This window comes from Pseudomonas sp. 29 (genome assembly GCF_002754355.1).
Lineage (GTDB): Bacteria > Pseudomonadota > Gammaproteobacteria > Pseudomonadales > Pseudomonadaceae > Aquipseudomonas > Aquipseudomonas neuropathica.
In genome coordinates this window covers 1,656,886-1,674,447 of record NZ_PEEY01000001.1, presented here as the reverse complement: position 1 = coordinate 1,674,447, position 17,562 = coordinate 1,656,886, and the positions used below count along the sequence as shown (strand labels likewise).

Below are 17,562 nucleotides of genomic sequence, written 5' to 3'. Positions count from 1 at the left end.
GAATTAGTATGCCTACTCATTGCTGTCCAGAGTGTTTTGGCGATCGAGGTCTGACACAAGATATCATTCCTTTGATTTCTGATGGTCGAGGTGTATGTGGTTTTTGTTACTCTCATGATGTGGACTTAGTTGAGGCAGTAGTTCTCGAGGACTGGTTTAGGCTCCTGATAAGTATTTATGAACCAGATCCAGATGGAAAACCACTCGTTGAATGGTTGAAAGAGGATTGGCAGCTTTTTTCGCACTCCCGAATGGATGTCGCCCATGCGAAGGAACTGTTGGGGGAAATACTTGATGATGGCGATATTGTACGCAGAAACTTCTCGCCATCTGAGAGATATCAAAGCGAGGTGCTTATTAGATGGGAAACCTTGCGAGATGAGCTTATGTATAAAAATCGTTACTTTTTAGATGAGCCCCTCGATACAGATCGCTTCAAAGAGCTGCTTAGCCATCTTCCGGCCGATGATTTACCTCAACTTTGGTATCGGGCCAGAATCCGCGCTGGGGACAGAACCTATTCAATTGAGGAAATGGGCCCACCTCCCAAGCGGCTTGCATCACATGGTCGCGCAAATCCTCCTGGTATACCTTACTTATACATCGGTTCGCAGCCCGAAACCGCAGCCTCAGAAGTTCGTCCGCATACTGGGGAAGTTGCTTGTGTAGCTGAGTTCACAATTGCTGGACCGTTGCGAATAGTTGATCTCCGGAATCCCAGAAAATTAGTTTCTCCTTTTTTGTTGGGGGATGCGGGCGCAATTGGGCAGTTACGCGCAGATATTGCCTTCTTGGAGCGCTTAGGAGACGAGCTGACAAGGCCAGTGTTGCCACAGGGTGCAGCTATAGATTATGTGCCGAGTCAGTATCTTTGTGAGTTTATAAAAAAGAGTGGATATGACGGAGTTGCTTACCGTAGCTCTGTAAGTGATGGAATGAACCTGGCATTGTTCGATCCGTCCAAAGCTATTGGAGGCGCCGTATCATTGTATAAAATTAATCGAGTTTCCGTTGATGTAGAGCTCTCAATTGATTGAACTTGTCTATCCGGCCTTTCATACTGCGGGCTGATTCAGTTTTAATCCGAGTCTTCGCTAGAACTGAACAGAATTTGCATCAAGCCATTTATGAACACAAATGGCTACTGCCCATCCGCTCCACAAATATGGCAATGTATATTCAGTGCCTAGAGAAGTTTTTACGTTTGCTAGTATCTTTGCTCGGTAAGTAGCTATTACTATCAGCCAATAAGGGCAAGGGTAACTAAACTCAATTCCGGGTGTGATTTTCAGCTCGGTGGTATCTAAATTTCTATATTCGCCACGAACGTGAAATTTGGCTATCCAAGCAATCCCTCGTGTTAATCTTCTTTTGTCAGTAGGGTTAGTAACAGTGCTGATATTTTCGCGAACAATTTCATGCTTATAATTTTCGTTTTTCTGCGCGCCTAGCAGGATCAAGTTATTAGAAAATTCCTCTTTAATGGTTGCTTTTTTTAACCGGCGCATGCTTTTGATTAAGAAGCTATCGAGACTGATTTTATAAATTTTATTGTCTGAATAACTTGCACCTGGGGAATGCTGGTAAAATCTAAGCAGAAAATAACTATTCGCCGCCAAGGCTACCAACCAGACATGCTGAGTATTCTGCGTGAAGGCAATAGTGGTTCCAAGTACTGATACTGACTTAAGGTCTGCACCAAAAAACCATAAGGCTATGAGTACGGATGAAAAAGATAAAAGCATTCCTCGAGCCTTCTTAAAATCACCCTCATCAAAACCAGCGTTCATGTTTGCTCCAATAGTTAAATAAAATTTAAAAAGAACTGTGACGTTGCTGAAAAATACTTTCTTGTAAATTCATGTTTTTATTTTTGATTGTCAATAAATTTATTATACATCTGGCCATTCAATTCTCAAAGGCATCGTCCAGCTGCTCTCCGTTTTTACTGCTCGCCGAACTCGGTCTGTTGAGAAGCAGAACTGGACTGTCATCTGCTCCTTTGCTACCGGCATCTTTTTGGCCAACAGGAGACATTCGTGTAGGGCGGTTATCAGCCAAACTGTGCTCCTGGTCAACCTCCAGGTTATGGCATTCACGCGGAGGGCGTCGCCACGGCTGCAACAGTTGTGAAATACGGAGGCCGAATTGGCGCAGCCTTAGGAGGGAGCGCATCCTATACAAGGTTTTAAGAAGTCTGTGAAAAGATCAAATTCACCGAGGGCGGTAGCTTCATTGTGGAGTGGCCGGTGATGCTGCGACAGGTGTGGTTATGCAGCTGAGCCCCTAGCGCTGCCTTCCAGCACGACCGTGATGTTTTAGGTAAATCAGGAACACTAAAATGACAAAAAGGGCCCGTCTGGGCCCTTTTTCAGGTGAAGCGATCTTACTTTTTCAGCCAGCCTTCAACCACGTCGGAACCGTGTTGGGTTTTCCACTCTTTTAGTGTCTTGTGATTGCCACCTTTGGTTTCAACCACTTCGCCAGTGTGAGGGTTTTTATACGTCTTCAGCTCGCGAGGTTTACGCTTGCCTGGCGCTTGAACAGGCGCTTTGCCGCGTGCGCTGCTCTGTGGGTCAAGTAGGTTGACGATGTGCTTGAGGCTGAAACCGTACTGGGAGAGCAGTTCACGAAGCTTGGTTTCAAATTCGATTTCTTTTTTCAGTGCACCGTCGCTTTTCAGAGCTTCCAGCGCCTGAAGCTGTTCGGCCAAGTGTTTTTCCAGCTGACGGTATTCGGCAAGTTTTGACATAATTGCTTCCTGATTTATTTTTGAAGATATCTATCTGAATACCATTACAGCATAGAGTTCAGGTTACTTTCGACCTTTTAGCTGGCTTTCGATAAGGCTCATTTCGCTCTTGATCAAGTTGACGGTTAGTGCCTGAACTTTAGATGCTTTTCCGGCTTTGATATCCACGACCTTCATCAGCGCCGTCAAATAGCTTTTGCGCGCTTTCAGGGTGTCAGTCCAGCTAGCGCTGTTTTGTATGGGAGTAATCATGATTTATTTAATCCGAGGGTTTCTAAACAGCCCGCGTCGGCGGGCTATTTCGGGTTCAAGCTGCCAACAGTTCTTCTAATGTGATATTTCGGGCAGCAGCGGCAAGCTCTTCACGACGAATATCCGAATGAAAAGGACCGAATCGAGGTACATCGAGGTTGGAGAAACCGTATCCCGAGTTCCCTTGTTGGTAATCCAAGGCAAGTATCCGTGCACCAATAGCTACTAATTGATTCGTGGCGGCATTCCACTCTTCGTCTAACGTAAGCCCTACTGCGCTCAGGGCCGATTTTTTGGCTTCATTTTCACGCTGTTTGGCGTGTGCGATACGTGCTTCAAGGGAGTCTAGTTCCGCCTGTAAAGCCACGAGAATGAGCTCCTGCCTTCTAACGTGCTCATCAGTGGTTGCGAGTTGCTTGGCTGCCTTCTGAATTTCGCCGTTGGCTGCTTTTTCGCCTTCGCTGTCGCCACTGGCGAGACTTTTGGCATATAGACTTGCAGCGTCTCTTTCTGCTTGCTGCGCTTTTTCCAGGGATTGCTCCGCATCCGATTGAATCAACTGAAGTCGCTCTCCCAAGTGCAAGCGTGTGCGCTCCAATGCTTCAATCTCAGCGGCAACTACGGACATGGTTTGGATCGACTGCTTTTTGATTTCGTCAACCTGCTCCATGCGTTCCAAATACGCGATCTTTGATTCAATACGTTGAAGCTCATAGGGGATAGCTCGCAAGCGGCACTCGGCAGAGGAGTACCGCTCCATGGCTGCACTCTTCTCGGGGCTTCCAATCACGTTGCCGATTGGGCTGTAGTTGGTGGGTGCATTGCGCCAAGCGGCGTCCAACGCGGGAAGACTGTTTTCGATGGTTTCGCGCTCAGCGACCAGAGCGGCCCGTTGCTGTTTCAATTCATTCATTTTCATATTCATGGTCCTTGATGAGTTTTGATTACATTGATTTGGCTGGCGAGGCCGGGACTGAGCCGGCGTTACCTCGATCAGATGAGATGCCCTCAGGCAGCCCGAGCCTCGCTGTCATCCGTTCCCGGAATTGCCTTCACGATGTAACAGCGCTGTTGGCCTAGGCCGGGCAAGCGCACCAGACTTGATGCCTTGCCGTCGCTGCTCGGCTCCAGCACACCGCGTTGCAAGAGTTCCTTGTTTACTGCGGTAAGGTTCATGCCCCGGAAGATCTCCGAGCGCCAAGCCTCTGTCAGCACGTAGTAGGTATTTGTGGTGTGCAGGGTGTCGCCCATGCCGTGCTCCAGCGTCTTGCGAAAGCCGAGGCGGTCGATCGTGCGGGGGCCGTGTTCGTCGATCTTGGCTGCAGTCGATTCCCAGCGGGTGAAGCGGCTTTCGCCGAAGCGCTCGATGAACTGTCGCAGCCTCGCCGATATTGCATCGCCCTCGAAATTACCGGCGCCGCCACGTTCGTTTAGCCAGGCACTCAGGCACACGCGAGCGGCCGTGGTGGCGGTCCCGTCCGGCCAGCCGGTGATACCCATGGCGGTGGCCAGCTCGCCTGCGGCTGCCGCGAGACCGAAACGAGCGGCAGCACGGTGCGCCTGCCCACTCGCGGATGCAGGAAGCGATTTAGCGATAAAGCTTTCCAGCGTGCGGCGCAGGATCGCCGCCCAGCCATGGCGTTTGCCGGGTTCGCACAACGCCGTCAGAAATGCAGTGAGCGGGGTGCCGTAGTATTTCGCTACGCGGGCTTTGAGCGCATCGGAGAGCGCTGCCGCATCCTCGAAACCGTTGAGCGTGTCGAACATGCCGAGGCCTTTGCTGGCATCGGCCGGAACGGCGAGCATGCGCACCTCCATCCCCGCTTTCAGTTCCTTGTTGGCTTCGGCCATGTGCTGGGCCAAGGTCTTCTCGCCTGTGGAGAGGAACAGCAAGCGCCACTCTTGTACCTGTCGGCCTGCTTGGCCTCGGTCATTGGCGCGAGCCTTCCCGGTGCCGTTGCCAAGCATGTAGACCGTTTCTCCAATGATCCGTGGATCGCACATGCCGATTTCATCCAGCACCAGTAGGCCGTCTGAATGTGCGGCAGCGATAGATTCCAGCGCGTTGTCGGTCGAGCGCCACGAACGCACCAAGCGCGGTCCGCCGTAGATCGAGGCGGCGACTTGCAGGTGAGTGGTCTTACCGCCGGAGCTGTCGCCATAGAGGTGAAAGCCACCTGACTCATGGCCAAGCATGTGCAGTAGCGGACCCGCGAAGGCCACCCCGACGACAAACGCCAGGCGATGATTGCCAATGCACAATGCGCCGATCTGCTGCTGCCATTGTTCGAGCGTGCCTGATTCGCTGATCGGTGGAAGCTGTGCACCGGCTTCATAGAAATGCAGGTGCTCGCTGTGAGTACCAACCTGCTGCTCGGGCAACAGAAAGGCGTTGTCGTGCCAACCCAAGCGGGTTACCAGTCTTGCCCGTTCCGCGCTGTCAAATCCGCCGAGATAACTCTGCAAGTCATTGCGTGCGTTGCGTCCCGAACGGCTACCGGCGAGGCGCAGGCCCATGTCTACCAACGGCCCAAGCACGTCCTTGCCGAAGTCGCCAGTCATCGTGCGTGCAGGAATGTTCCAGCGTTTTTTGGTGCCGTCTGGATCGTCGAACTCGACCAGCAGACCCCAGTTCTGGCCCTTGTCATCACGCGTCCGGGCGAGGATAGCCAGCGGCGAACACACCGGACGCGCCTCGCCGTCGTCACCGGCATAAAACACGCCTTCGGACGTCAGGCGAAAGCCTCCCGGCATTAGGTCGTTTTTCGATTTGGTTGGGCGCTTGGGCGCTGCTTTAGGCTTCTGTTCGGGTTCTGGTTCAACGTGTGCGACAATCGTTTTTTCCTCGATCACCGCGAACATTTCACCGCTGCTTTCCAGCTCTACGAAGTGGTCGACGGTCCAGCCTTTGGCGATTGCATCGGCGGCATCGTCGCCGTCGTTCCATTGCCCACCTTTGGCAAACGCGGCACGTTCGTTCTTCCGGATCGGCTTGCGTTTGAACACATCCAATGCGATGAGTCGGACCGAGGCAGCGCCGATTTCGCGCAGCTTCTCGGCAACGACTTCCATGCAGCCTTTGCCGCTGTCGTCGTTGTCCGGCCACAACAACACATCCCGACCTTTGAGAGTTGTCAGGTCGGCTTTGTGCCAAGAGTTGGAGCCGTTCGGCCAGCACGTGGCCACGTGGTTGGGCAGCAGTTCGGCGGCGGCATCGGCAGCTTTCTCGCCTTCGCACAGAACCACTGGTGCGTCACTGCGCAGGGCCAGTTCATCAAGGCGAAGCAGGGGACGCGGATCTGGCAGACCCTGCCAGCGCCATTGTGTGGATTGGCCATCGGCGCGCTGACACCACGTCAGTGGCGCGAAGACCTTCTTCGGCTTGCCGTCTTCATCGGGCCCGAGGTCGAAGCGATAGATCGCCATGAGAGGCTGACCCTTTGCGTCACGATAGACCCAAACCTTGGACGGCACACCATGATTGCGATGTTTGGCTGGGCACTTGTTCATGGCCTCGGCTGGGATTGGCTGAATGGCAATCCACTCAGGTGCTTTTGTCTTAGCAGGCGCTGTCTTCGCCTGGGCGGCGCCCGGCGATACGTTGAGCAATTCTGCGAGTTTGTTGCAGGCCTCGATGTCGGTGCCGCCGTCCAGATAGCGCACCAGATCAATCAGGTCGCCGCCCTTGTCGCCGGTAGCAAAGTCCGCCCATGTGCCCTTGCTCAAATTGATCTTGAGCGAACCGGCGCGCTTATCGCTGCGGGTCGGATTTGGAGCGGTGTATTCCTTGCCGCCGTCGACGCGCTTGCCGTTGGGCAGCCAGTGCGACAAGACACGATCAATGTCTTTCAGCGCGGCGGCTTTCACGTCGGCAAAGCTTGGACGTTTTGCTGAGGTGTTCGGGCGTTGGCTCATGCGTCAGCCCTCGGCAAAAACAGCGCGTCGTTGATGTCATCGATCAGCGCTTTGGCCATTTCGCCAAGGTACAGAGCAGGCCAACTGAAACGCTCACCGCTGTCGCTCATGGCGGCGTCGAAGTTAAGTTGGTTGGCGTGATGCTGCAGCAGGGAAACCATCTCCAGTGCATCCTCGACCGGTACTCCGGCATTGACCCGGAACAACTTCAAATCGGAGGCGTTCACGCGAGTGAAGGTGGCATGCCCGAGGGTGGTGGAGGTGTTCATAGCGCACCGCCTTTCTGCGCAGCAGGCGTCGAAGTGGAGTCGCCGTGCAAGGTCAGTGTTTTAATCAAACCAAGAGTGCCGCGCACGTCCCAGAGGACGGCGGCGATGACATGATTAGCGAGGCGCGAGGAGTCGTTTTCGAAGTGTTCTTCAAGCAGCGTCAGAACCGAGTCGGCACGAGCAATGGCGCAAGTGATGGCGTCGATGGGCACACCGGCTTCTGCGGTCGGATTCACGCAGAGCAGGTCTTCGGGCAGGGCGAAACTCAAAGCGTTGTTCATTGGGCACCGCCTGCGGTTTCGAGTGCGCGGGCTTTGGCCATGTGAGCGTTGTAACGGGAGAGGCGTGTAGCGAGACTGGAATTGGCGTGTAAAGCGGCGAGAGCCATTGCACGGTGTGCAGCGGCGCGAATTTTGGACGGATTGATAGCGGTCATGTAGAGCTCCTTTTGCTGAGGAGCTGCCACCGCTTGCGGCCAAGCAAGGAAAGGTGACAGCTGTACGCGGGTTGGCCGACCGGGGCAAAAGGGACCCGGCACACCCGAAGGTGTCCCACGCACAGCCGCCATAACACGATACGGCGGGCACAAAAAAAGCGCCTGCGTTCGGATGGAGGGCGCTTGTGCGCCTTTTGCGGTTCGGACGGCCAAGTCCGGTCACTGAATTTGCAGCGACGGCCAGAGAGTAACGTCCGTCTTTCGAAAGTGCAACTGCGCTGATGGCTTGCGGTTTTTTCAGGTGCGGCATAAATTGTTCGTGCATGTAGATTGACCTCAACGCCTCCGGATCGCCCCCGGAGGCGTTTTCGTTTCAGGCATGCGCTTCCCAGCGCAGGGATAGGAGGGGTAGGAAGCCGCCGCTGAGCATCGAGCGGGCGTCTTCGTAGGCTTGGGTTTGCTGGCCTTCGTCGACGATCACCGCGCCGGTTTTTTCGCAGTGGAGGGAGAGGGCGCACCAGGTGCCGTCGGCCCAACTCAGCACGCTAACCACGCGGCCTCGCTTTTCCTGTCGGCTGCGGTGGCGTTCGAGGCGCTGCATGAGACGAGTAGAAAATCCGATCCGGCGCAGTACGGAGAACGGATGCATCAAGGCGTTATCAGCGATCTTGCGATTCATGCTGCCTCCGGCGTATTAGCGAACAGTGGAGGCGGTGTTTCGCCTTTGAGCCAAGCGAGGATCTTGCTGTCTTCAGCGCAGCGGCGACGGTATAGAACGGCCATTTGCTCGCTGCGTTGTGCAACACACTCCTCGACATAACTGTTCAGATCGGAGGTCAAGCGCATATCTTGATGAGCGCGCTCGCTTGTTTTCTTCTCGAGGGCGAGATCCTCATCCATGATGCGCTGCCATACCGCCGGAGCGTTCGCGAATCCCGCTGATTGATCGACGAGCCAGTAGGTAACCCAGTCGGCCATGCCGCGCGATTTCAGCGAGGCGAGGCGGCTTTCGCTCATGGCGAAATAGCCGGAGCCGTGAACGCTCGAAAACTCTCTGCGCACCGCATTTTTGCGGATCAGTTCGGGCAGTTCCCAAGGATTGGCTTTGAGTGGAAGTACTAGGCCGTCAGGGCTGAAAAAGAACGCTTCTTGCTCTTCGCCGTTCCAGCTCACACCCGCAATAGTGCGATGGCGCCAGTTAATTTCACTAGGTTGATAGAGGCGAAATCCGATGCTGTACGAGTCGAAGAATGGCCCCTTGAAAGGGCAGTAATTGCGCTTCATGCGGCCACCTGATCACGGGCCTCGATGCGGCTTTTGACCCAGCTCTGGACTTCAGAAAGAACCCACGCGACAGGAGCACCGCGTGCGTTGCTATTGCTCAGTTTTACCGGTCGTGGAAAACCACTTTCAGGGCCCTGCATCAGCTTGTAGAGAGTCGAGCGCTTGAGCCCCGTAGCGACCTCAAGACTCGGCATGCGAATCAGGGTAGTGGCAGGGTCAAATGGAAGGGCTAAGTCTGGTACGGCGGAGGTGGAGTCAATGGGGCTGGAAAGATTTGAAAAGGTTGGAGCGGGTGCGTGGGCGGATTTCTGTCTCATTAGTATTGCTCTCGATTGGTTTGGACTGACGAGAGCAATGGTCTAGAGATTGGGCGGCGGTGAGCAGTTCACTTCCATTTGAAATTTCAGGTTTACACCACGAAGTTGCGCTTGAGAATTGCCTCGACACTTTTACGAGACAACGCCTTTTCGGTTTCAAGGGCGATCCACCCAGGGCGCTGCGCGGGTGGTTTTGCGACCTCCTGCTCGAGCCAGGAATGTACCTTCGAGGTGATGTCCCTATATGACATGCCGCTCGCTGAGTAGTGGCGTCCTTGATTAGTGATTGCTGCGTCGCGTGCGCGTGTCTCTTGTGCACGCTCTATCCCGCTGATGATGCCGCCTTTTGTGCGGATGGCATTTTTGATAGCCCGATCAGCAATAGGTCTCAGCTCATCATTGATCAGGCATTGCAGCGAAATAATCGGTTCCAAGTGCAGTGCATATTGATCGAGTGCGTCAATGCGCTCTTCTAGATCGACCTGGGTTTCCACAAAATCGCAGTAAAAATCCCATCGCCAGTCGGTCGAAAGCTTCGACACATATACCCAGACCTTCTGATCGGCTTCACGCATCCAGTCGCCCAAGATCCCGAGCGCCTTTACGGCGCAAGCCATGATGTAAGCCGTATGCGCCTCTTGTTCAGAAGCCGTGTAGCAGTTGCTGTATTGACGAACCCAGTGTGCGAGGCGGTCTTTGTGGTCGGTAGAGGCGTACTGAAAAATGGATTCCTCATGCACGGTTGTCTTGATGCACAGGCTGCTGAAATCGCTATCGGCGCCGCCAGCCTGGATGCGCAGACAACACTGGTCGATCAAGTAGCACGCGTCAGTGAGCTGTTCGCGGCACAGTGCGTAAAGCGATTGGTCTGACAGATATCCTCTCAAACCAGACGTGAGTGCAGACTGCGCGATGCTTTGGTTATTAGTCATTGGTCAGTGGCTCGCGCATGGTGTGCGTCTCGATCCCACGCCCTATATTTTGCGAGCGTAACCAGCGAAACCTCTTTTTCAGCACGCGGCAAGCAGCTACCTGCAGCAGGGGGAGGGTTCGTTTTGGCGTTACACGTTTGTGCCGAGTTACACCGAGAGTTGGGGGCGCCGCGCATTCGTGTAACGGACTTGAAAGCCAATGAATTCGGGCGTTTCGCATAGGTCGTTACACGCGTAACACCTGTAACACCGATTTTGGAGGAAGTACGGATGTACGTGCTCATACCACCTCATCAAGAGGTGCGTGAGTGATATTCCCAGCAACCAACTGATCTAGGTAATCCGCGTACCACTGCATCATTTTCACTCTGTGATCGAAATATTGAGCCTTGTTGTAGATCCCAGAGATTCCCTCTTCTTTGTGAGCTAGCTGCGCTTCTACATGTTCTTTTGGCCAACCGTGTTCCCTGAGCAAGGTACTAGCGGTGTGGCGAGTTCCATGGCCGACCAAACGACCTTTATAACCAACCGTTGCGAAGACTTTGTTGATGGTGTTTTCACTGATTGTCGGGTTCTTGGCTCCGACACCGGGAAACAACCACCGACTGCGGCCTGTTAGACATTGGAGTTCTTTAAGAGCGGATAACGCCTGCTTGGGAAGTGGGCACACGAAATCCCTGCGCATCTTCATTTTGGCGGCCGGTGTCGTCCAGATGGCTTTATCAAGGTCGAACTCTTTCCATTCGGCCAAGCGGACCATTCCCGGTCTAGATGCCGTCCATATGCAGAGCCATGCTGCGGTTCGGGCCGTTAGTCTGCTGGGTGTGTGTTTTAGCGCGATCAGAAAGTCGCCAAGTTCAGGTTCCAGCAAATGAGGATGCTGTTGCGTTTTCGGTGCCTGAGCGGCGATATCGCGAAGTCGGCTTCCCGGGTCGTTCTCGGTCAGGCCTAATCCGATGGCTCGACCAAAGATTTGATTGATCCAGGTGCGACACTTTTCCGCAACGTTGTGAGCGTCTCTCGCTTCTATGGATGCTTGCAGATCTGCGCAATCTGTCCGAGTGATTTCGTCGAGAGGTTTGTCCCCGAGCGCTGGGAGAATGTCCTTGTCGAGGTATGTACGAATCTTATTGAGGGTGGACGGAGCCAGACCCTTTTCTTCTTTTGCCTTTAACCAAGCATCAGCAGCAGCTCGGAAGGTTCGAGTTTTAGCTGCATCTATTGCCGCTTTTGCTGATCGCTTTTGCTCGAGGGGGTCAGCGCCACTGCTCACTACTTTGCGTAGCTCTGCAGCTTTGTCTCTTGCTAGCGCGCCGCTTACCTCTGGGTAACCCCCCAGCCCCATCCACGCCCAATTACCCGCCGGACGTTTATAGCGGAGCTGCCAAGATTTGCCCCCATCAGGTTTGACCCTGAAGTAGAGGCCATTTCCATCCAGCTCCCGGTATTCCTTTGATTCTGGCTCCAGCCCCGCGAGTGTGGTATCTGCCAGAGGCCGACGCTTGATATCTGCGCGCTTCATCCTTGTATCCCAAAGTTCGGTACTTTTCTCAGGATACAAGCAGGGATACAGGGATACAACGGATAAGGATGGACAGCGGTAGACAGACAGGCACAAAAAAACCGGCCAAGTGGCCGGTTTCTTTGGGTCTGAGAGACTGGTAGAGACTCTCAGATACTGCTATGTGGTGCCCCGAGGGAGACTCGAACTCCCACTCCTTTCGAAAACGGATTTTGAATCCGCCGCGTCTACCAATTCCGCCATCAGGGCTCAATGGCGGCGAAGTATAGAGATGAGATTACCGTCGGTCAATCAGGTACATAGAGAATTTTCGATATTTCCGCTAGACTTTCCGGCCCTGCTAGACGAACCCCATCATGCGCGTTGCTGACTTTACTTTCGAGCTCCCTGATTCGCTGATCGCCCGCCACCCTTTGGCCGAGCGTCGCGGTAGTCGCCTGCTGACCCTTGACGGGCCGAGCGGCGCCCTCGCACACCGTCAATTCACTGATTTGCTTGAGCATTTGCGCCCGGGCGATTTGATGGTGTTCAACAATACCCGGGTGATTCCGGCGCGGCTGTTCGGGCAGAAAGCGTCCGGCGGCAAGCTGGAAATCCTCGTTGAGCGGGTGCTCGATACGCACCGCGTGCTGGCCCATGTGCGTTCCAGCAAGTCGCCGAAGCCGGGTTCGAAGATCCTTATCGACGGCGGTGGCGAAGCCGAAATGCTCGCGCGTCACGATGCGTTGTTCGAGCTGGGCTTCGCTGAAGAAGTGTTGCCGCTGCTCGATCGCGTCGGGCACATGCCATTGCCTCCTTATATAGACCGCCCGGACGAAGGCTCGGATCGCGAGCGTTATCAGACCGTGTACGCCGAGCGTCTGGGCGCGGTGGCGGCGCCGACCGCCGGGCTGCATTTCGATCAGTCGCTGATGGACGCGATTGCCGCCAAGGGCGTCGAGACCACTTTCGTCACGCTGCACGTGGGCGCGGGGACGTTCCAGCCGGTGCGCGTCGAGAAGCTTGAAGATCACCACATGCACACCGAGTGGCTGGAAGTCGGCCAGGACGTGGTCGATGCAGTCGCGGCGTGCCGTGCGCGCGGTGGTCGAGTGATTGCCGTCGGCACCACCAGCGTGCGTTCGCTGGAGAGCGCCGCGCGCGATGGCGTGCTCAAGCCGTTCAGTGGCGACACCGATATCTTTATCTTCCCGGGCCGGCCGTTCCATGTGGTCGACGCCTTGGTGACCAATTTCCATTTGCCGGAATCGACGCTGTTGATGCTGGTTTCGGCATTTGCCGGTTATCCCGAGACCATGGCCGCCTACAAGGCCGCCGTCGACAACGGTTACCGCTTTTTCAGCTACGGTGATGCGATGTTCATCACCCGTAATCCCGCACCTACTGCCCCTAAAGAAACCGGCCCAGAGGAAACAGAATGAGTCGCGAATGTCGCATGTCCTTTGAACTTCTGGCCACCGATGGCAAGGCCCGGCGTGGTCGCCTGAGCTTCCCGCGTGGCACCGTCGAGACCCCAGCGTTCATGCCGGTGGGCACCTACGGCACGGTCAAGGGCATGTTGCCGCGTGACATCGTTGCCACTGGCGCAGAAATCATTCTCGGCAACACCTTCCACCTGTGGCTGCGCCCTGGCACCCAAGTGATCAAGGAACACGGCGACCTGCACGATTTCATGCAGTGGAAAGGCCCGATCCTCACCGACTCCGGTGGCTTCCAGGTGTTCAGCCTCGGCGCGATGCGCAAGATCAAGGAGGAGGGCGTGACCTTCGCCTCCCCGGTCGACGGCGCCAAAGTGTTCATGGGCCCGGAAGAATCGATGCAGGTGCAGCGTGATCTCGGCTCCGACATCGTGATGATCTTCGACGAATGCACGCCGTACCCGGCTGACGAAGACGTCGCGCGCGTGTCGATGGAACTGTCGCTGCGCTGGGCGCAGCGCTCGAAAAATGCCCACGGTGAAAACACCGCGGCGCTGTTCGGTATCGTGCAGGGCGGCATGCACCAGGATCTGCGCATGCGCTCGCTGGAAGGTCTCGACAAGATCGGCTTCGATGGTCTGGCCATCGGCGGTCTGTCGGTAGGTGAGCCGAAGCACGAGATGATCAAAGTCCTGGATTATCTGCCGGGCATGATGCCGGCTGACAAACCTCGTTACCTTATGGGCGTTGGCAAACCGGAAGATCTGGTTGAGGGTGTGCGCCGCGGTGTGGACATGTTCGATTGCGTGATGCCAACCCGTAATGCCCGCAATGGGCATCTGTTCATTGATACCGGCGTGCTGAAGATCCGTAACGCGTTCCATCGCCATGATGAATCGCCGCTGGATCCGACCTGCGATTGCTATACCTGCCAGAACTTCTCCCGCGCTTATCTGCATCACCTGGACAAGTGCGGCGAAATGCTGGGAAGCATGCTCAATACCATCCATAACTTGCGCCATTATCAGGTGCTGATGGCTGGTTTGCGCGAGGCTATTCAACAGGGTACATTGGCCGCCTTTGTCGATGCCTTCTACGCCAAACGCGGGCTCCCCGTTCCGCCTTTGGACTGAGTTTTCTGACCCCAAGATTCAACATTTGCAACTGGAGTGCTAAATGAGCTTTTTTATCTCTAACGCCATGGCTGACGCGGCTGCACCGGCTGCTGCCGGCCCAATGGGCGGCGGTTTCGAGTGGATTTTCCTGGTCGGCTTCCTGGTCATCTTCTACCTGATGATCTGGCGTCCACAGGCCAAGCGCGCCAAAGAGCAGAAGAACCTGCTGAGCAGCCTGCAGAAAGGTGACGAAGTTGTGACCACTGGCGGCATCGCCGGCAAGATCACTAAAGTTGCCGATGACTTCGTGGTTCTGGAAGTTTCCGACACCGTGGAAATGAAGTTCCAGAAAGGCGCCATCGCCGCCACGCTGCCAAAAGGCACGCTGAAAGCGATCTGAAGCAACAACTTCTACTCAATCGACGGGGCGCGCAAGGCGCCCCGCGTTCATAACGGGCGGCGTGATGCTGAACAAATATCCTCTGTGGAAATACATTCTGATCCTGGCGGTGCTGGCGGTCGGTCTGATTTATTCCGCTCCCAATCTTTATCCTGATGACCCGGCCATTCAGGTCAGCGGTGCAAGCACTGCGCTGCAAGTCAATCAGGCTGATCTGGACCGTGTGAGCACTGCGCTCAAGGAATCCGGGATCAACGTCAAGGCAGCCACGCTGGCGGCAAACGGCAAGGGCGGTCTGATCCGTCTGAGCAAGGCTGAAGATCAGCTGCCGGCCAAAGACGTTGTGCGCAAGGCATTGGGTGATGACTACGTCGTCGCGCTGAACCTGGCACAGACCACCCCGCAATGGCTGCGCAACCTGGGCGCGCACCCGATGAAACTGGGTCTGGACTTATCCGGTGGTGTGCACTTCCTGCTGGAAGTGGACATGGATAAAGCCCTCGATGCACGCCTGAAAGTTTACGAAGGCGACGTCAAGAGCCTGCTGCGCAAAGAGAAGCTGCGCTATCGCAGCCTGCCGCAACTGGGCGGTGCCATTCAGTTGGGCTTCAGCGATGAAGACTCCCGCGAACAGGCCCGTGCACTGATCCGCAAGAACTTCAACGATTTCGACATTGTTCCGGCCGACCTCAACGGTCAACCGGTGCTGCGTCTGGCGATGACCCCGGCCAAGCTGGCGGAAATCCGTGAATACTCCATCAAGCAGAACTTGACCACGGTACGTAACCGCGTCAACGAGCTGGGTGTTGCCGAACCAATCGTTCAGCGCCAGGGCGCCAACCGCATCGTGGTTGAGCTGCCGGGCGTGCAGGACACTGCCGAAGCCAAGCGTATTCTCGGCAAGACGGCCAACCTTGAGTTCCGTCTGGCTGCAGAGCCGGGTGCTTCGAAAGCCACTTCGGAAACCTTCGAGTTCCGCGAAGGCAAGCGTCCGCCAGCACAGATCGAACGTGGTCTGATCATCACCGGTGACCAGGTTACCGATGCCAAGGCTGGTTTTGGTGAGCACGGCACACCAGAAGTGAACATCCGTCTGGATGGTCATGGTGGTGAGCTGATGAGTCGCGCCACCCGTTCGAACGTTGGTCGCAGCATGGCGGTGATCTTCATCGAACAGCGTCCGGTCACCACTTACACCAAGCAAGTGGTCGATGGCGTCGAGAAAGACGTTGCCGTTCAGACGTTTAAAGAAGAGAAGAAGATCATCAGCCTGGCGACCATTCAGTCGCCGCTGGGCGCTCAGTTCCGTATCACTGGTCTGAACGGTCAGGGCGAATCGTCCGAACTGGCGCTGTTGCTGCGTGCCGGTGGTCTGGCTGCACCGATGTACTTCGCTGAAGAGCGCACCATCGGCCCGAGCCTGGGTGCGGACAACATCACCAAAGGTATCGATGCGTCGCTGTGGGGCATGCTGTTCGTGTCGCTGTTCATCATCGCCATCTACCGCTTCTTCGGCATCATCGCCACCGTCGCACTGGCGGTGAACATGGTGCTGCTGCTGGCCTTGATGTCGCTGCTGGGTGCAACGCTGACCCTGCCGGGTATCGCTGGTATCGTGCTGACCATGGGTATGGCGGTCGACGCCAACGTGCTGATCTTCTCGCGGATCCGTGAAGAGATCGCCGCCGGCATGACCGTGCAGCGTGCAATCAACGAAGGCTTCGGCCGGGCATTCACCGCGATTCTCGACGCCAACCTGACCACGTTGCTGGTCGGCGGGATTCTCTTTGCCATGGGCACCGGCCCGGTCAAAGGTTTCGCAGTGACCATGTCCCTCGGGATCTTTACCTCGATGTTCACGGCCATCATGGTGACCCGCGCAATGGTCAACCTGATCTTTGGCGGACGTGACTTCAAGAAGTTGTGGATTTAAGGGGCTGCCATGTTACGTACAATCAACTTCATGGGCGTTCGCAACTTCGCGTTCGGCGTCACAGTGTTTCTCACGTTGCTGGCTATTTTCAGTGTCGCTACCAGGGGCATGAACTGGGGCCTGGACTTCACCGGCGGTACGCTCATCGAGCTGACTTACGAGCGTCCGGCCGATGTCACCAAGGTGCGTGAAGAGCTGGTGACTTCGGGTTACCACGAGGCCATCGTGCAGAGCTTTGGTGCAACCACCGATCTGCTGGTGCGTATGCCGGGTGAAGATCCGCAGTTGGGGCATCAGGTCGCGGAAGCGCTACAGAAGCTCGGCGGTGACAACCCGGCGACGGTCAAGCGCGTCGAGTTCGTTGGCCCGCAGGTCGGTGAAGAGCTGCGTGACCAGGGCGGCCTCGGCATGCTGCTGGCGCTCGGCGGCATCCTGATCTACCTGGCTTTCCGCTTTCAGTGGAAATTCGCGGTCGGCGCCATCGTTTCGCTGATCCACGACGTGATCGTGACCATTGGTATCCTGTCGTTCTTCCAGATCACCTTCGACCTGACGGTGCTGGCGGCGGTACTGGCGATCATCGGTTACTCGCTGAACGACACCATCGTGGTATTCGACCGGGTTCGTGAGAACTTTCGCGTGCTGCGCAAGGCTTCGCTGATCGAGAACATCAATATCTCGACCACTCAGACCCTGCTGCGGACCATGGCGACGTCGATCTCCACCTTGCTGGCGATCGCGGCACTGCTGTTCTTCGGTGGCGACAATCTGTTCGGTTTCTCGATTGCCCTGTTCATCGGTGTTCTGGCGGGTACTTACTCGTCGATCTACATCGCTAACGTGGTGCTGATCTGGCTGAACCTGAGCACTGAGGATCTGATTCCTCCGGCGAACACCGAGAAGGAAGTCGACGACCGTCCATAACGGCCATCGTTTTCCCGGCTGTCAGCCCAAGAAAGGCGCGAGTTGAACTCGCGCCTTTTTTTATGCTCCAAGGCTGGGAGAAGCGCGGGCGTG

Annotated in this window: 19 protein-coding genes and 1 tRNA gene; 6 read left to right on the top strand and 14 right to left on the bottom strand. The window is 55.7% G+C overall.

The window, feature by feature from the left end:
* Nucleotides 1-8: 8 nt before the first annotated feature.
* Nucleotides 9-1,037, top strand: coding sequence for an RES family NAD+ phosphorylase (locus CLU80_RS07685; RefSeq protein ID WP_099757114.1), 1,029 nt, complete (start codon nt 9-11; stop codon nt 1,035-1,037).
* 57 nt (nt 1,038-1,094) lie between these two features.
* Here the strand turns inward: CLU80_RS07685 and CLU80_RS30165 are convergent, their stop codons facing one another.
* From CLU80_RS30165 to CLU80_RS07620, 14 genes are all read right to left on the bottom strand, one after another.
* Nucleotides 1,095-1,790, bottom strand: a complete 696-nt coding sequence (locus tag CLU80_RS30165; protein ID WP_286079713.1) for a hypothetical protein — start codon at nt 1,788-1,790, stop codon at nt 1,095-1,097.
* 596 nt (nt 1,791-2,386) lie between these two features.
* A complete protein-coding gene (locus CLU80_RS07675; protein WP_099757113.1) occupies nt 2,387-2,752 on the bottom strand; it encodes a histone-like nucleoid-structuring protein, MvaT/MvaU family in 366 nt (121 codons plus the stop codon).
* Nucleotides 2,753-2,815: 63 nt separating this feature from the next.
* Nucleotides 2,816-3,004, bottom strand: coding sequence for a hypothetical protein (locus tag CLU80_RS07670; RefSeq protein ID WP_099757112.1), 189 nt, complete (start codon nt 3,002-3,004; stop codon nt 2,816-2,818).
* Nucleotides 3,005-3,059: 55 nt separating this feature from the next.
* Complete coding sequence (locus CLU80_RS07665) at nt 3,060-3,923, bottom strand: hypothetical protein (protein ID WP_286079712.1); 864 nt, start codon at nt 3,921-3,923, stop codon at nt 3,060-3,062.
* An 89-nt stretch (nt 3,924-4,012) separates the two neighbouring features.
* Nucleotides 4,013-6,919 (bottom strand): DUF927 domain-containing protein, encoded by a 2,907-nt coding sequence (locus CLU80_RS07660; RefSeq protein WP_099757111.1) that lies wholly within the window; start codon nt 6,917-6,919, stop codon nt 4,013-4,015.
* Nucleotides 6,916-7,188, bottom strand: a complete 273-nt coding sequence (locus CLU80_RS07655; protein WP_099757110.1) for a DUF3077 domain-containing protein — start codon at nt 7,186-7,188, stop codon at nt 6,916-6,918. Before CLU80_RS07655 ends, CLU80_RS07660 begins: the two co-directional genes overlap by 4 nt.
* On the bottom strand, nt 7,185-7,469 hold the full coding sequence (locus CLU80_RS07650) for a hypothetical protein (protein ID WP_077574440.1): 285 nt from the start codon (nt 7,467-7,469) through the stop codon (nt 7,185-7,187). The genes CLU80_RS07655 and CLU80_RS07650 overlap by 4 nt, the downstream gene beginning before the upstream one ends.
* Nucleotides 7,466-7,624 (bottom strand): hypothetical protein, encoded by a 159-nt coding sequence (locus CLU80_RS30160; protein WP_172833297.1) that lies wholly within the window; start codon nt 7,622-7,624, stop codon nt 7,466-7,468. Before CLU80_RS30160 ends, CLU80_RS07650 begins: the two co-directional genes overlap by 4 nt.
* A gap of 373 nt (nt 7,625-7,997) precedes the next feature.
* A complete protein-coding gene (locus CLU80_RS07645; RefSeq protein ID WP_099757109.1) occupies nt 7,998-8,303 on the bottom strand; it encodes a hypothetical protein in 306 nt (101 codons plus the stop codon).
* Complete coding sequence (locus tag CLU80_RS07640) at nt 8,300-8,908, bottom strand: hypothetical protein (protein WP_099757108.1); 609 nt, start codon at nt 8,906-8,908, stop codon at nt 8,300-8,302. Before CLU80_RS07640 ends, CLU80_RS07645 begins: the two co-directional genes overlap by 4 nt.
* Nucleotides 8,905-9,102 carry a helix-turn-helix transcriptional regulator gene (locus CLU80_RS30155; protein ID WP_254846392.1) on the bottom strand — a complete coding sequence of 66 codons (198 nt, stop codon included), beginning with the start codon at nt 9,100-9,102 and terminating at the stop codon, nt 8,905-8,907. The genes CLU80_RS07640 and CLU80_RS30155 overlap by 4 nt, the downstream gene beginning before the upstream one ends.
* Before the next feature lie 215 nt (nt 9,103-9,317).
* Nucleotides 9,318-10,157 (bottom strand): hypothetical protein, encoded by an 840-nt coding sequence (locus CLU80_RS30150; RefSeq protein ID WP_286079711.1) that lies wholly within the window; start codon nt 10,155-10,157, stop codon nt 9,318-9,320.
* 280 nt (nt 10,158-10,437) lie between these two features.
* The gene (locus CLU80_RS07625; RefSeq protein WP_099757106.1) at nt 10,438-11,679 is read right to left on the bottom strand and encodes a tyrosine-type recombinase/integrase; all 1,242 of its coding nucleotides are present in this window, start codon (nt 11,677-11,679) and stop codon (nt 10,438-10,440) included.
* A 164-nt stretch (nt 11,680-11,843) separates the two neighbouring features.
* Nucleotides 11,844-11,928: transfer RNA gene (locus tag CLU80_RS07620), tRNA-Leu, on the bottom strand.
* Nucleotides 11,929-12,035: 107 nt separating this feature from the next.
* On the opposite strand from CLU80_RS07620, the gene queA reads away from it, so the two are divergent.
* From queA to secF, 5 genes are all read left to right on the top strand, one after another.
* Entirely contained in the window at nt 12,036-13,100 is a 1,065-nt protein-coding gene (queA, locus tag CLU80_RS07615; RefSeq protein ID WP_099757105.1) for a tRNA preQ1(34) S-adenosylmethionine ribosyltransferase-isomerase QueA, read from the top strand.
* Between the two features lie 14 nt (nt 13,101-13,114).
* Entirely contained in the window at nt 13,115-14,230 is a 1,116-nt protein-coding gene (gene tgt, locus CLU80_RS07610; protein WP_286079710.1) for a tRNA guanosine(34) transglycosylase Tgt, read from the top strand.
* A 43-nt stretch (nt 14,231-14,273) separates the two neighbouring features.
* Nucleotides 14,274-14,612 carry a preprotein translocase subunit YajC gene (yajC, locus tag CLU80_RS07605; RefSeq protein WP_007916913.1) on the top strand — a complete coding sequence of 113 codons (339 nt, stop codon included), beginning with the start codon at nt 14,274-14,276 and terminating at the stop codon, nt 14,610-14,612.
* Nucleotides 14,613-14,676: 64 nt separating this feature from the next.
* On the top strand, nt 14,677-16,545 hold the full coding sequence (secD, locus tag CLU80_RS07600; protein ID WP_099757103.1) for a protein translocase subunit SecD: 1,869 nt from the start codon (nt 14,677-14,679) through the stop codon (nt 16,543-16,545).
* Nucleotides 16,546-16,554: 9 nt separating this feature from the next.
* A complete protein-coding gene (gene secF, locus CLU80_RS07595; RefSeq protein ID WP_099757102.1) occupies nt 16,555-17,469 on the top strand; it encodes a protein translocase subunit SecF in 915 nt (304 codons plus the stop codon).
* Nucleotides 17,470-17,562: the final 93 nt, after the last annotated feature.

Bases quoted from the DNA above. Each gene is read 5' to 3' on its own strand.
- CLU80_RS07685 (WP_099757114.1), top strand. From the start codon at position 9: ATGCCTACTCATTGCTGTCCAGAGTGTTTTGGCGATCGAGGTCTGACA.
- CLU80_RS30165 (WP_286079713.1), bottom strand. From the start codon at position 1,790: ATGAACGCTGGTTTTGATGAGGGTGATTTTAAGAAGGCTCGAGGAATG.
- CLU80_RS07675 (WP_099757113.1), bottom strand. From the start codon at position 2,752: ATGTCAAAACTTGCCGAATACCGTCAGCTGGAAAAACACTTGGCCGAA.
- CLU80_RS07670 (WP_099757112.1), bottom strand. From the start codon at position 3,004: ATGATTACTCCCATACAAAACAGCGCTAGCTGGACTGACACCCTGAAA.
- CLU80_RS07665 (WP_286079712.1), bottom strand. From the start codon at position 3,923: ATGAAAATGAATGAATTGAAACAGCAACGGGCCGCTCTGGTCGCTGAG.
- CLU80_RS07660 (WP_099757111.1), bottom strand. From the start codon at position 6,919: ATGAGCCAACGCCCGAACACCTCAGCAAAACGTCCAAGCTTTGCCGAC.
- CLU80_RS07655 (WP_099757110.1), bottom strand. From the start codon at position 7,188: ATGAACACCTCCACCACCCTCGGGCATGCCACCTTCACTCGCGTGAAC.
- CLU80_RS07650 (WP_077574440.1), bottom strand. From the start codon at position 7,469: ATGAACAACGCTTTGAGTTTCGCCCTGCCCGAAGACCTGCTCTGCGTG.
- CLU80_RS30160 (WP_172833297.1), bottom strand. From the start codon at position 7,624: ATGACCGCTATCAATCCGTCCAAAATTCGCGCCGCTGCACACCGTGCA.
- CLU80_RS07645 (WP_099757109.1), bottom strand. From the start codon at position 8,303: ATGAATCGCAAGATCGCTGATAACGCCTTGATGCATCCGTTCTCCGTA.
- CLU80_RS07640 (WP_099757108.1), bottom strand. From the start codon at position 8,908: ATGAAGCGCAATTACTGCCCTTTCAAGGGGCCATTCTTCGACTCGTAC.
- CLU80_RS30155 (WP_254846392.1), bottom strand. From the start codon at position 9,102: ATGCCGAGTCTTGAGGTCGCTACGGGGCTCAAGCGCTCGACTCTCTAC.
- CLU80_RS30150 (WP_286079711.1), bottom strand. From the start codon at position 10,157: ATGACTAATAACCAAAGCATCGCGCAGTCTGCACTCACGTCTGGTTTG.
- CLU80_RS07625 (WP_099757106.1), bottom strand. From the start codon at position 11,679: ATGAAGCGCGCAGATATCAAGCGTCGGCCTCTGGCAGATACCACACTC.
- queA (WP_099757105.1), top strand. From the start codon at position 12,036: ATGCGCGTTGCTGACTTTACTTTCGAGCTCCCTGATTCGCTGATCGCC.
- tgt (WP_286079710.1), top strand. From the start codon at position 13,115: ATGTCCTTTGAACTTCTGGCCACCGATGGCAAGGCCCGGCGTGGTCGC.
- yajC (WP_007916913.1), top strand. From the start codon at position 14,274: ATGAGCTTTTTTATCTCTAACGCCATGGCTGACGCGGCTGCACCGGCT.
- secD (WP_099757103.1), top strand. From the start codon at position 14,677: ATGCTGAACAAATATCCTCTGTGGAAATACATTCTGATCCTGGCGGTG.
- secF (WP_099757102.1), top strand. From the start codon at position 16,555: ATGTTACGTACAATCAACTTCATGGGCGTTCGCAACTTCGCGTTCGGC.